Below are 13,452 nucleotides of genomic sequence, written 5' to 3'. Positions count from 1 at the left end.
GATATTAAATCGTTATGAAAATAATTATGATTTTAGGCATAACAGAAGAGTTGTTTCCGCTAGTTGATATTGCTAGAGAAAATGGATATAAAGTTTTGGCTACAGATAGGAATCCAGATTCGAAAGGATTAAAGTATGTTGATATCCCAGTCATATTAGATTCTCTTGATAAAGAAAAGGTGCTCGAGCTAGCAGTTAAGTATAAAGTCGAAGCTGTTACGACAAGAACTGAAATGTTATTGCCAACGATTTCTTTTATTTGTGAAAAACTAGGTTTATTTGGTCCCTCGGTATTGGTTTCTTCTTTATCTAATGATAAATATTTATTTCGAGAATTCATGAAAAATGCAGGAGTGGCCGTTCCAGACTACTTGCTAGTCGATGAATGTACCACGGTTGAACAAATTGAAAATGTACTTGCATATCCTTTCATATTAAAACCTGTGGACTTTAGTGGTAGTGGTGGCGTTGTCCTTATTGAAAATAGAAAAGATTTTATAAAGCACAAGGTCGAATCATTAAGTAGTAGCGTATCAAAAAGAGCAATAGCAGAATCATTTTTATACGGTAAAGAATACAGTGTTGAAACCGTTTCTCAACATGATGTTACTCATATAGTTGCCATTACAGAGAAGCATATTGTCGGAGAACAACGATTTGTCGAAGATAGACATATAATACCAGCTAATTTATCTAGCGCTGCAGAACAAAGTATAAAAAAAGAAGTGGAAGAGATGGCGAATGTCATGGGGATGAATAATTGCATAGCTCATACAGAAGTCATGTTAACTTCACGTGGCCCAGTTATCATTGAAACGGCCTCAAGACCAGGGGGAGATAATATTTGTTTCAAGTTGGTTGAATTAGCTACCGGAATCAATATGTATCAAAATATGCTCAATTTATCACTCGGTATTAAGGTCGAATATACAGCCACTAGAAAATCGTTCTCTGGGATACAGTTTATAACGCCTTTGAATAAAAGTGCTATAAATAAATGCCTTACTCTAAAAGAAGAACATAAAGTACCTAAATTTGTTGAATTCTATTTTAAAGACAATTTAAGTTCAGAGCTTAAGCAATCAATAGATAGATTAGGCTATTTTATTTGCAGTTCAAATCGTAGAGATACATTAAGCGAATCATTAGATTTTTATAAATAGTTAAAATGCTTTTTTAGCTACTAACCCCCTCATAACTAACTTAAGTATAGTTAAAGGGGGCAGAACATTAGCCGTATCATCTTTTATGAATTAAGAATAACTTCCGCTAACTTGAAATCAAGCTCATTATCAATATCAACAGATCTCAACGCTGGCATTTTCATACTAAATACCGCGTTAGAATAACTAATACCTTGGTTGGCAATAAGCGCTTCCGTAGTAAAAGCATACACAGCACCATTCAAACGGTAATAGATCGGTAAATCTTGGCTACGCTTACCTTTGATATCCTCACGAATAAAGCTGCCCATATTATCATCATCAGGAATAATATTACTCCAAAGCGGGCTGTGTTCACATTCACATACCGATACTACGCCATCGCCTTGCTTAGCCTCAAGCATGTCTAGGGCGTCATCAATATCTGCCGATGTTCTCAGCGGAGATGTCGGTTGCAATATAACCACAATATCAAACCGCTCAGTACGACTTAACGTATTTATCATATGCAAAATAACGCTGTTCGTCGTTGCTGTATCGCCAGCAATATCAGCTGGACGCATGCAGGGAACATCTGCGCCAAACAGCTTACTAATCTCGGCAATTTCATTGCAATCAGTACTGACAACGACACGGTCGACATAGCGTGAATTCAACCCTGCATCAATAGACCAAGCAATTAATGGCTTGCCCTGTAGAGGTAGCACATTTTTACGCGGTAAACGCTTACTACCACCGCGAGCTGGAATAATAGCCAGTACTTTCTTACCATTGATCATTCGTTCATTCCTAAACTATGAATATCAGCTTGTGCACGATTAAAGTCATCCATACGTCCGATATCTAGCCAATACTCATGGATAGGAAACATCAGTACGTCTTTTTGCTTAGCAATATGCAGCTCTAATAACGTTGGCATATCAATGATATGATTTACAGGTACTGAACGCGCTAACGCTTGGCTGACAACATAGATGCCCGCATTAACAAAGAAACGTTGGGTTGGTTTTTCTACCATACTAATAATTTTATTGCCTTCGCCATTAATAACACCATAAGGCACTTGGTAATCATATTCGCGAACACACATGGTTGCATGCGCAGCGTTGTCATTATGAAATTCTAATAAACGTTCAAAATTAACTTTTGTTAATACATCCCCATTCATCATAATAATGGGTAAATTAGGCATATTTTTCGGTAATAGCCCTAACGCACCACCAGTACCCAATGGACTGTCTTCATGTACGTAATGAATATTAATCCCCCACTTACTACCATCACCAAAATGTGCTTGTATTTGCTCCGGCATGAAGTGAGTTGAGATATAAAAGTTAATAAATCCAGAGTTAATAAAGCTTAAAATAACCGTCTCTAATATGGGTTTATCACCAATATGTAGCATAGGTTTTGGGCAGTTATCCGTTAATGGACGTAAACGAGTACCAAAACCACCTGCCATTATAAACACCGGATTTTCATGTCTATTTTTCATCATGGCATGGTGTAAAGTTTCCACCCCGACGACTTTATCAGCCGATAAAATAGGGATAGAATTAATGCCTTTATTTTGCATTAGTGCTAACAATGATTTTTTGGTCGTACTCGCAGTCGCAGTCGTTGGCGTAGTAAACATAATGTCACGCACAGGTGCCGAAAGCGCAATATTATTAATCAATGCTCGACGTACATCACCATCCGTGACAGTGCCAAGCAACTTGTCGTTTTCGTCAACGACGAGTACAAGTTGCATCGCTTCCTTGTTAAGGACTTGTAATACTTCCTGAACATGAATATCAGGAGAAACTAAAATATTTTTCCAATTATGGCTCATAAAACTTAAAACCTTGCATATTGCCTATTTGAGGCAAATAATATTTAATTATATTGACGAACGAATATATTGACATATTACATTTATATCATGCTCACTGTAACGGCTATCTAGTGGTATAGATAAAATAGAATGACTCAATTGATTAACGACAACTTTCGCTTCAGGCCAATGCACAGCTAAAAATATATTATGCCCCATCAACCTGCGTCTTACGGCATCACGGCTGGGCAATAATAACGGGGCAAAAGAATAACAGTCACTTTGAATTGGCAAGCTATATTCACTTAATAGTTCACATACAACAGCATAGTTTTTACGTCGTAGCGCTCGCTCATCATCTAAATATTTATAAAAATCAATCGATTCTAAAACACTTCTTGAACTCGGCGAAAATATGCCTTTGTGTTCATCTAAACAAGACTCTCCTTGATTAAATAAACTTAAATATGCTTGTTCTTCGCCTTTTTTCGTATTCAAATAATCATATTTATATTGCTTAGCTTGATACTTAAGCGTGGCAAACTCAATCAGTGGTTTGACTTCAAGAGGCTTTAATCGTTGATTACTGTACAGCATACTAAAATCAGCCACTGCTGATATCTTTCTTAAACTGTTAAACGAGTACCACGATTGCCTAATATCTAATACCTGCGGATAAGGCGAAAAGACATCATCGACAATAATGCATTGTTTAAATGTCGCAACTGCACACGCAAATGAAGCCGTCGTCGCGCCAAAGTATTTAATTAAATACAGCGCATCATAGTCACCCACATCATCTGGTAATTGATAACCTAATTGGCTATCAACAGAATAAAAATCAACATCAATATTATATTCAGCCAGTACATCTAAAATCACTTCGCATAAAAAATCTGGCAGTAACAATCGCTTCGATTGAAGTTGTGCAGATTCAATGATCCAACGCAGCGATGATCGCCCTGAATTCGTTAACTCACGAAAATGCCCTTGCTGAGCAAGCTCTTGCTCTCCGCCAACATGACGCATACTAAAAGCTCACATCATAGAAAGATTTTGTCGCTAATTTGTTAAGGTCAACCGTTTGTAACACTTTAACGACTTGTTCTGAACTTTCCCCTTGCCCGTAAGGATTAACAACTTGTGCTAGCGCCTGTTGGTATTCAGGCAGATAGATGGTTTTTAGCGCTTGTTTTATTTGCATTGCATCACAAGTTACATCAATAACACTTGAGGCTCTAATACGGCCTTTTTGACGATCACCCATGTTAATACTGGCCACTTTAAACGTTGGTGCTTCGACAATACCACTCGATGAATTACCCACCACAGCATCAATATAATGCAGTGCCGATAAATAACGGCGTTGACCAAGAGAAGTAAATGCAATCGCTTTATCACTATGTGCTGCAACATAAGTATCAATCAATGCATTAATCGCACGCCCACCGACATCTGCATTCGCCTTAGTGAAAATTAATAGCGTATCTTCTAATGCGTCAAGCTCTGCGACTAAGAGATTAAAATTAGCAATGGAAGTAGCACTATCTTCCGTTGTTTCTGGATGATAAGTGATTAAAATATTTTTACGTTTCAGTTTACAATCAATCGATGTTTCAAATTCACTCTGAGTAAAAAATTGCATACGTTTAAAGTTATCTAAACCCACTTCGCCGACGTTAAAGACGCTTGCAGGTTGCTCACCCATTTGGATTACGCGCTGTGCGTATTCTTCAATTGCCGTGAAGTGTAATTGTGATAACTTAGTCACCGCATGACGAATGACATCATCAATGGCACCTTCAGTGATCTCGCCACCATTCAAGTGTGCTACCGGAATGCGGGCAATATTAGCCGCAGATACAATGGGGAGCAACTCATAGCGATCACCCAGTACCAAGACAATATCAGGGGCTAGTTCATCAAATGCCTCAGCAAAACTAATCTGCGCCAAGCCCATGCTTTTACTTACGCCAACGGGGCTATCTGACGAGAGTAAAATTTCTATCTTTTTGGTAATAGTCATCTCATCAGCAATAATTTGCTCAATGGTATAACCAAACTCGGGGGCTAAATGTGTTCCAGTGACAATGAGTTGTAACTCAAGATCAGCGGCAGCATTAATATCATCAAGTAAACATTTTAATAAACCATACTCAGCACGTGTTGCTGTCACCACACAAATTTTACGCATGTTAAATTAACTCCCCAGCGCGATAATCTTGCTTGGCTGGCGTACCTATAATTTCATCCCAACGTGTTGGCGAAATACCAGAACCAGGACGTTTAATCTCAACCATCTCTGCCGTGAGTATGTCACCCGCACAAATGTCACAACCCGCAATCAAACTTTTACGTACAATCACCCGGTTTTTAACTTCTGTGGCAGTCGGTACTTTCCAGCCATTGCCTAGCGCCAAATCAATATTGCGAATGGCTTTAACCATAGCTGTCAATTCACTTGGATCTAAGCTGGCTTTATGATCGGGACCTAGCATAGTCTTATCTAAGGTGAAGTGTTTTTCAACGACACTTGCGCCCAAGGCAACAGAGGCAACCGGTACTTCAATACCCAGTGTATGATCCGAATAGCCTACACTTACACCCGGAAACGCATTTTTAATGGTTTGCATCGCCAATAAATTAACGTCTTCTGGCGCGGTTGGGTAATCGGTTGTTGCATGTAACACGGTAATATCTGCGAGCGTTAATCCAGCGTCCGTCAACACTGATAGTGCATGTTCAACCTCGGCAAGGTATGCCATACCAGTGGAAATAATCACAGGTTTACCGAATTTAGCAACATGGCGTAAAAATGGCGTATTGGTTAATTCACCAGAACCAATTTTAAAGATATCTTGCAGAGAATCTAAAAACGTCGCGCTTTGCTCTTCGTCCGGCGTTGACATAAACATAATATTCAATGAATCACAGTAGGCTTTTAATTCAGAGAAATCGTCATAACTTAATTCCAGACGTTTCAGCATTTGAAATTGCGATTCTTCAACTTGGGTATTTTCTTTTTGATACTCGGCCATTTCGGCATCTTCAGTAACAAGTAGCTCTGTTTTCCAAGTTTGGAATTTAACCGCATCTACACCTGCCGTTACTGCTACATCAATCAATTGCTTTGCCAGGGCAAAATCGCCATTATGATTAACGCCTGCTTCAGCAATAATAAATGTTTTATTTCTCATGTTTAAACCTCTTGAATAACACCGAATGTGCATCATTCTTTTATAACTAAATTTAGTGGTTATTAAATACAGAACCGTATTCAACGTTCAATCATTACGCACGATATAACTGAAACATTTTTCGTGGATCATCTTTATGTTTTAACAACCACAGTTTATTTAACTCAGCACGTTTTTCCGGCATAAAATCCAGTCCAGCAATATAAAACGGTTTAATGTGATCAGAAAACTTGGTTTTAAATTTAAATAGACTGTCATCGCTAGCAGACGTTCTTCCGCCACCTAACATCATCCACTTACAACCGTTTTGTTGCGCACGTTCAAAAGCAAAATCCAATAACGCATAGTTACCATTTTCACGTAATAACGCACTGTTATTTGCTGATAAATGATAGTGAGCTAGCTCACCCGTTTGCATGAAAAAGCCCATCGACACATGTTCATCGGCTAATTTTACCGCTAACAGCTCTACGCCTGGAATAGCTGATAATTGATTAAAGTAATCACGATCAAAATAATAAAATTCCGCGGCTTGGTTTTTATCCATAGTTTGTTGATACAGATTTAAAAAATCGTCCATCGCATCATCAGCTTGATGACGTGTTAACACTTTTTGGGTTTTGCGAATAATATTACGCGTCGTCTTTGAATACTTACTCCAGCGCCCAGGCTGTGCCAACGTTAAATCAACGATCACAACTTGGCGCTCTTGGCAGAAAAAATCAAAACAATCATCATGCTGCGTTAATGGGTTAAACGGGTGAAAGCGAATAAATTCACAAACGATATGCTGTTTAATGCATTCGGCTTTATACGCTGTAAATGCAGCGGTTAAAAATGCACTGTCATAACAGTTGGTCAGCGGACCGCCATAACCATAGGGTGTTTCTAAATCATATAATGCTTCTGTAACAGGTATACCGGCAACCTGAGTGATTTGACGTTTAATCGATCTAAATATGATTTTATTTTCAGCTTGTTGAAAAACAAAATTAAACAATTCACCATCATTACTTTCATATAATGCGGCATAGGCATCTTGATAATAAATATCATCGCCTAAATTAATTACATGTTCAGTCATACTATTTCCCAACCGGGCTACTCGGTAAATTAATCAGGTGTGCTTCGACCCATTCAGATACGCTTAAATCACCGCGTAAGGCATCTTTAAACATAGGTAAGCGGTGCATCAGTTGCCAAATAGGTCTAGTCATGACACCACTAGCATTGGTTTTTTCTAACATTAGATTACGGCTAGCAACGTCTGGGCAAATAATGGCATTTAACCAATAATTTGATTTCGCGTACTCAGGCTCTTGCACAAACTGGAAATCACTGCCAGCAAAGAACGTCGCATAATGGGCCGCTAATTCGCGCTTTTGCTCAAGGAACGTCGGTAATACCTCCATCTGTGCGCAACCCAATGCTGCATTCAGGTTAGGCATACGATAGTTAAACCCAGCCTCATCATGATAAAACTCATAAGGGTGTGGTACTTTCGCTGTTGTCGTCACGTGTTTGGTATGTAAACCAACATCAGGATCACGACACAACACCATACCGCCGCCACCAGTGGTAACCACTTTATTACCATTAAAGCTAATCGCAGAAAATTCGCCTAAGCTGCCGGTATGCTTGCCTTTGTAGAATGAACCCAGACTTTCAGCCGCATCTTCGACCAAGACCAAATTCCAACGTAAACATTCGGCTATAAGCTCATCCATTTCGACAGGATGACCAAAGGTATGCATAGGAATAACCGCTTTAATTCGTTGACCGGTGATCTTATGTATACATTCACCTTGTGCATTCAACTTGGCAAACTGCTGGAGGTATTTTGCCATCGCTTGTGGGCATAAACCCAAACTGACTTTTGATACATCTACAAAAATAGGCTGTGCACCCATATGAAATAGTGCATTACAGGTTGCCACAAACGTCAACGCTTGGGTGATCACCAAATCGCCCGCTTGCACGCCAGCCATATACAAGGCCGTATGCAACGCCGCGGTACCATTAACCGTAGCAACCGCTTTACCAGCACCAGTATAACGTTCAATATGTGCTTCAAAGTCATTCACATACTGACCTACACTCGAGACAAACGTGCTCTCAATGGTATTATTTACATAGGCTTTTTCATTGCCGTTAAATGTCGGTACATGTAACGGAATAAAGTCGTCGGTGGCATAAGTATCACGGACAAATTTAATTAGTTCATTATGCATTGCAGCGTTCCTACATTTTACTGTCTAAGTATTTGCCCGTTTCTTTATGGCCAAAATCAGGGATCATGGTAAAGAATAACTCCACTATTTGTTCTTTAGTCCAAGCACAGTCTGTTTTCATATCAGCAATAGATTGTTCAAATAAGCTAACCAGCTCTGCATCAAATAGTGGATTATTTTTAATGACACCCAAATTATTAAAACGTTGCATGTCTAAGGTTTCGTTGTCAGTGAAAAACTCTTCAAAATCTTTTTCACCCGTGGTATCACTATCAGTAAACAAACATGGCCATTTACCTTGCTCGGGTAAGATATCCACTAATGCACGCGCTTCATCTTCGTCTTTACATAAATGTGGTTCATAGCCGAGTTGTTTTAGGTATTTAATCGCAATATCGGCAAACGAGATCAAATGTAATGATTCGCTTAATTTAGGGAAAAAGATATCGCGATTTGCACCAAAAATACAAGACATCAGGCACAGTTCACCGGATTCTTTTGGCGTGACAAAATAACGTTTAATATCTTGTGGTGCCACGATAGGCTGGCGTTTTTGAATGCGCTGATTAAAGCCATGTAATAGCGAACCATCAGAAAAGGCAACGTTGGCAAAACGCGCTGTTGAAATCGCGATATCCGCACTGCGACGCATCAGGAACATTTCCATAATACGCTTAGATGCGCCCATCATATTCACTGGGTTAGCCGCTTTATCAGTCGACACACAGAAATATTTTTTAGCACCTGCCGCTGCAGCCTGTTGCATGGTTTTTTCAGTATTAAATACGTTTACATCAATCATACGCATCAAGGTATACGGGTCTTTTTCACTGCGCACATGTTTTAATGCTGATAAGTTTAAGACGTAATCATATTGACCATCGGCTTTAATAAATGCGTCGTATTCTAATGAACCGATATCTAAGGCAAATGTTTGAAAGTCACCGTCAATATAGCCAAACGAACTGCGAATATCGCGAACCAGTTCAACCATGTTATTTTCACTGATATCGACAACATGGAGTTTCTTCGGCTGACGTTTAAAGATCTCTTTTGTTACTGCTTGACCAATTGATCCTGCACCACCTAAAACTAAAAAACGAGATCCAGATACGGCTTGTTGTAATTGCACTTCGTGCTGCTGAATATCGGTAGAGAAAAGTTCTTTCTCACGACCGATAAGAGATAAGATTGATGCCATTATCAATTGATTCCTTAATGTAGCAATATGTTAGGATGACTGAATTGATCAGAGCATAATTCAGTAATGTCAGCAGTATATCAAAATATGACAGCATCTGTTAATTTCAGCATTTAACTTCTCATTTTTATGGCAGATATTGAATATATTGCTTAACTAACTACCGACTTAACTACCTGTCTATCTAAATACATAAATACATACCTAACCATATTGAAACTTATTCACTCGGTCGTAATATCCGCGCATCCGGTACTAACTCCCCCAGCTTCTCAGCAAACGCCGCCTTTGCCCCTTCATCCCCATGCACAATACGTATTTCACTTGGCTGATGCTTTATGTTTTTAACAAAGTTAAGCAAATCTTGTTGGTCGGCATGGGCAGAATAACCACTGATGGTATGAATTCCGGCATTAATGCTAATACGTTTACCGTTCAATTCAACATAACCTCCCTTTGGTCCATGTTTCTGAATATCTCGACCAGGTGTTCCCTTGGCCTGATAACCAACAAAAATCACATCGGCTTTGCTATCGGGTAAAAACTCGGTGAGGTAATTAACGATACGTCCACCACTGCACATGCCACTGGCGGCGATGACGATTGCGGGTTTGTTACGCTTAGCCAAATACTTCACCACACTAAGGTGGTCTTGATGGCTATCTATGGTGTGTAGCTGCTCGAAGTTAAGTGGATGCCGGCCTTGTTTTAATATGCCTTGCGCTTCTTGGTCCCAGAGTTCTTTAAAGTCGCGGTACTTAGTGGTGAAATTAGCGGCCATGGGCGAGTCGACTATGATTTCGATGTTTTTCCATAAACTGCCTTCTGGTGCCGTATGAATAAACTGTTCTATTTCGTAAAGTAACTCTTGAGTACGGCCAATGCTGAATGCCGGAATTAACACTACGCCATTATCACTGACCGCGTGTTCAATCACGGCTTGTAACTTTTGACGACGTTGATTACGGTGTTCGTGGCGCTTATCACCATAGGTACTTTCGATAATCAGGGTGTCAGCACGATATGGTGCTCGCGGCGCAGATAATAATGGACTGTAAGATGCGCCTAAGTCACCAGAGAAAACTAATCTATGGCGATGAATGGGTTTATCAGTGGCTAGTTCAATTTCGACATAGGCTGAGCCAAGGATATGCCCTGCAGGACAAAAACGGATCTTTTGGCGTTGATAGCAGATCTCGCTTTCACTTATATCTTCCTGCGGTATTTGCAGTACATCAATCGTACGCCATTGATGATAAGGCACAGGTATTAGTTGGTTATTTAATAATGATAGGCAAGTTTGGATGAGTTTGTGATCGCGAGTGACACCAACTTTCAGGGCATCTTCAATAACGAGGGGGAGTAATTCTGCGGTGGCTTGGGTCGCGTATATTGGACCGGTATAACCTGCGGCTAATAAATAGGGAATGCGACCAACGTGGTCGATATGGCAGTGGGTGATGATGAGCGCTTTTATGGTGCGGACATTAAAGTCGATAGAGAGTTGGTGCTGGTTATTACCGTTATTTTTATTGTTAGCTGCAGCTTCAGAGCCTTGAAATAGGCCGCAATCAATCAATACTGAATTATAGTCATTCATATACAATTGATGGCAAGAGCCAGTGACGCCATTAACGGCGCCGTGATGTAATATACGCATTGTTCCGTCCTTGGAAAGCAAGTTAAACGATAAATAGATCTATCAATTTTAAAAAGATAGGGCTATTAGTTTAAAGCTTGAGTCCAAGGAAGGTAATAGGTCAATACGCTTATTTTAGTACGGCTTAATAACCATCCGGGTTATTTGCTTGCCAGCGCCAAGTATCAGCCGTCATATCGCTAATACTACGCTCAGCTTTCCAACCTAATTCGCGTTCTGCTAAATCAGTTGCAGCGTAACACTGGGCTATATCACCCGCGCGGCGTGGTGCGATTTGATAAGCAACCGTTTTACCTGATGCAAGTTCAAAGGCTTTGACCATTTCTAAGACGCTGTAACCTTGGCCAGTGCCTAAGTTATACGTCACTAAGCCCGGATTAGTCATTAGCTTGTCTAAGGCTTTTAAATGGCCTAGGGCTAAATCAACTACGTGGATGTAATCACGTACGCCAGTACCGTCAACCGTTGCGTAGTCATCACCAAATACATTCAGTTGCTTTAACTTACCCACAGCAACTTGTGAGATGTATGGCATTAGGTTATTTGGAATGTCATTTGGATCTTCACCAATCAAACCGCTCTCGTGTGAACCGACTGGATTGAAGTAGCGTAAGCGGGCAATGTTCCAGCTGTTGTCTGACTTATATAAATCGGCAAGAATTTCTTCGACCATTAACTTAGAACGGCCATACGGGTTAGTTGCAGACGTTGGAAAGCTTTCATCAATTGGTACAGACGCCGGATCGCCATACACAGTCGCCGATGAACTAAATACAAAGTTCTTTACATTGTGCGCTGTCATCGCTTCTAAGATGTTTACCGTCGCTGCAATGTTATTACGGTAATACGTTAGCGGGATCTGATTAGACTCCCCTACCGCTTTTAAACCAGCAAAGTGGATCACGGCATCAATCGCGTGTGTGGTAAATATCTGCGTAAGTAATGCACTATCGAGTACATCACCTTGATAAAACGTCACTGACTTACCAGTGATCGATTTAACACGCGTTAATGATTCTTCACTTGAGTTGCATAAATTATCAATTACAACCACGTCTTGATTGCTGTTTAATAATTCTAATACAGTGTGGCTGCCGATATAGCCCGCTCCGCCTGTGACTAATATTGTCATATTATTTTCCTGTTTCAATATCCATTAAATTAAAGTATCTATTATTTTGATTCTACAAGCAGCTGAAACTAAAAAGGGATAGCAGCATTGATATATCCATGCCTGCTATCCCTTCCATTGTTTTGCTAACTGTTCATCTAACTTTATTTAATTAAGCTAGCAATGAATTTTTTTAGTTCATCACCAAAATCATCATTACGAATACCGTATTCGATACATGCTTTCATATAGCCAAGTTTTGAACCACAGTCATGTGATTCACCACTGATATGGAATGCTTCAACTGTTTCAGTTTCCATTAGCGTAGCAATCGCATCGGTTAATTGGATCTCGTCACCCGCACCCGGAGGTGTTTTAGCTAAAATATCCCAGATTGCTGCGGGTAATACATAACGGCCAGTAACAGCTAGGTTTGATGGTGCTTCTTCGATACTTGGCTTTTCAACAACCGCTGTCATTGCAGTCGATTGGCCAGAGGCTAACACTGCGCCACCACAATCTGCAACACCGTAACCGGATACACTTTCTTGAGGTACAGGTTCAACCATAATCTGACTAAAACCAGTATCATTAAAACGAGCCATCATGCTTGCTAAGTTTTCAGTTTTGAGGTCTGAACATACTTCATCCATTAATACATCAGGCAATACAACAGCGAATGGCGCATCACCAATAATTGGTTTTGCACACATAACCGCGTGACCTAGCCCTTTAGCAACACCTTGACGAATATGCATGATTGTCACGCCTTTCGGACAGATCGCTTGTACCTCTTCAAGCAACTGGCGTTTCACACGCTTTTCAAGCGTTGATTCCAATTCAAATGAAGTATCAAAATGGTTTTCAATGGCATTTTTAGACGCGTGCGTTACTAGTACAATTTCAGTAATACCTGCCATGGCACATTCATTAACGATGTATTGAATTAATGGCTTATCTACAACGGGCAACATTTCTTTTGGGATAGCTTTTGTTGCAGGTAGCATACGCGTGCCTAAGCCAGCAACAGGGATAACCGCTTTTGTAATTTTATTATTTATTACTTTATTCAT

The 13,452-nt window shown here is 40.0% G+C and carries 12 protein-coding genes; 1 reads left to right on the top strand and 11 read right to left on the bottom strand.

All coding sequences use genetic code 11. The annotated features are described in order from the left end of the window. Positions 1–14 precede the first annotated feature (14 nt). On the top strand, positions 15–1,163 hold the full coding sequence (locus FR932_RS21270; RefSeq protein WP_019440346.1) for an ATP-grasp domain-containing protein: 1,149 nt from the start codon (positions 15–17) through the stop codon (positions 1,161–1,163). Positions 1,164–1,246: 83 nt separating this feature from the next. Here the strand turns inward: FR932_RS21270 and FR932_RS21265 are convergent, their stop codons facing one another. The 11 genes from FR932_RS21265 to galU form a co-directional block, all read right to left on the bottom strand. Continuing rightward, on the bottom strand, positions 1,247–1,942 hold the full coding sequence (locus tag FR932_RS21265) for an acylneuraminate cytidylyltransferase family protein (protein WP_019440347.1): 696 nt from the start codon (positions 1,940–1,942) through the stop codon (positions 1,247–1,249). Continuing rightward, complete coding sequence (locus tag FR932_RS21260) at positions 1,939–2,997, bottom strand: nucleotidyltransferase family protein (protein WP_019440348.1); 1,059 nt, start codon at positions 2,995–2,997, stop codon at positions 1,939–1,941. The genes FR932_RS21265 and FR932_RS21260 overlap by 4 nt, the downstream gene beginning before the upstream one ends. 48 nt (positions 2,998–3,045) lie before the next feature. Beyond that, a complete protein-coding gene (locus tag FR932_RS21255) occupies positions 3,046–4,008 on the bottom strand; it encodes an aspartate aminotransferase family protein (RefSeq protein ID WP_019440349.1) in 963 nt (320 codons plus the stop codon). Between the two features lies 1 nt (position 4,009). Beyond that, positions 4,010–5,173 (bottom strand): UDP-N-acetylglucosamine 2-epimerase, encoded by a 1,164-nt coding sequence (neuC, locus tag FR932_RS21250; protein WP_019440350.1) that lies wholly within the window; start codon positions 5,171–5,173, stop codon positions 4,010–4,012. 1 nt (position 5,174) lies between these two features. Further along, entirely contained in the window at positions 5,175–6,176 is a 1,002-nt protein-coding gene (gene neuB, locus FR932_RS21245) for an N-acetylneuraminate synthase (protein WP_019440351.1), read from the bottom strand. Positions 6,177–6,270: 94 nt separating this feature from the next. Then, positions 6,271–7,260, bottom strand: a complete 990-nt coding sequence (locus FR932_RS21240) for a GNAT family N-acetyltransferase (protein ID WP_019440352.1) — start codon at positions 7,258–7,260, stop codon at positions 6,271–6,273. Between the two features lies 1 nt (position 7,261). Continuing rightward, a complete protein-coding gene (locus tag FR932_RS21235) occupies positions 7,262–8,407 on the bottom strand; it encodes a LegC family aminotransferase (RefSeq protein WP_019440353.1) in 1,146 nt (381 codons plus the stop codon). A 10-nt stretch (positions 8,408–8,417) separates the two neighbouring features. Continuing rightward, entirely contained in the window at positions 8,418–9,608 is a 1,191-nt protein-coding gene (locus FR932_RS21230; protein WP_019440354.1) for a UDP-N-acetylglucosamine 4,6-dehydratase, read from the bottom strand. Between the two features lie 220 nt (positions 9,609–9,828). Then, positions 9,829–11,268, bottom strand: a complete 1,440-nt coding sequence (locus FR932_RS21225; protein WP_019440355.1) for an MBL fold metallo-hydrolase RNA specificity domain-containing protein — start codon at positions 11,266–11,268, stop codon at positions 9,829–9,831. A 124-nt stretch (positions 11,269–11,392) separates the two neighbouring features. Next, on the bottom strand, positions 11,393–12,400 hold the full coding sequence (gene galE / locus FR932_RS21220; protein WP_019440356.1) for a UDP-glucose 4-epimerase GalE: 1,008 nt from the start codon (positions 12,398–12,400) through the stop codon (positions 11,393–11,395). Between the two features lie 143 nt (positions 12,401–12,543). Further along, on the bottom strand, positions 12,544–13,452 hold the full coding sequence (gene galU / locus FR932_RS21215; protein WP_019440357.1) for a UTP--glucose-1-phosphate uridylyltransferase GalU: 909 nt from the start codon (positions 13,450–13,452) through the stop codon (positions 12,544–12,546).

The sequence above is a fragment of the Moritella marina ATCC 15381 genome (genome assembly GCF_008931805.1).
Taxonomy (GTDB): domain Bacteria; phylum Pseudomonadota; class Gammaproteobacteria; order Enterobacterales; family Moritellaceae; genus Moritella; species Moritella marina.
This window is presented reverse-complemented; position numbering and strand designations above follow the sequence as displayed.

Coding starts and splice junctions, on each gene's coding strand:
- FR932_RS21230 (WP_019440354.1), bottom strand. CDS start 9,608: ATGGCATCAATCTTATCTCTTATCGGTCGTGAGAAAGAACTTTTCTCT.
- FR932_RS21225 (WP_019440355.1), bottom strand. CDS start 11,268: ATGCGTATATTACATCACGGCGCCGTTAATGGCGTCACTGGCTCTTGC.
- galE (WP_019440356.1), bottom strand. CDS start 12,400: ATGACAATATTAGTCACAGGCGGAGCGGGCTATATCGGCAGCCACACT.
- galU (WP_019440357.1), bottom strand. CDS start 13,452: ATGAATAAAGTAATAAATAATAAAATTACAAAAGCGGTTATCCCTGTT.
- FR932_RS21260 (WP_019440348.1), bottom strand. CDS start 2,997: ATGAGCCATAATTGGAAAAATATTTTAGTTTCTCCTGATATTCATGTT.
- FR932_RS21270 (WP_019440346.1), top strand. CDS start 15: ATGAAAATAATTATGATTTTAGGCATAACAGAAGAGTTGTTTCCGCTA.
- FR932_RS21265 (WP_019440347.1), bottom strand. CDS start 1,942: ATGATCAATGGTAAGAAAGTACTGGCTATTATTCCAGCTCGCGGTGGT.
- neuB (WP_019440351.1), bottom strand. CDS start 6,176: ATGAGAAATAAAACATTTATTATTGCTGAAGCAGGCGTTAATCATAAT.
- neuC (WP_019440350.1), bottom strand. CDS start 5,173: ATGCGTAAAATTTGTGTGGTGACAGCAACACGTGCTGAGTATGGTTTA.
- FR932_RS21240 (WP_019440352.1), bottom strand. CDS start 7,260: ATGACTGAACATGTAATTAATTTAGGCGATGATATTTATTATCAAGAT.
- FR932_RS21235 (WP_019440353.1), bottom strand. CDS start 8,407: ATGCATAATGAACTAATTAAATTTGTCCGTGATACTTATGCCACCGAC.
- FR932_RS21255 (WP_019440349.1), bottom strand. CDS start 4,008: ATGCGTCATGTTGGCGGAGAGCAAGAGCTTGCTCAGCAAGGGCATTTT.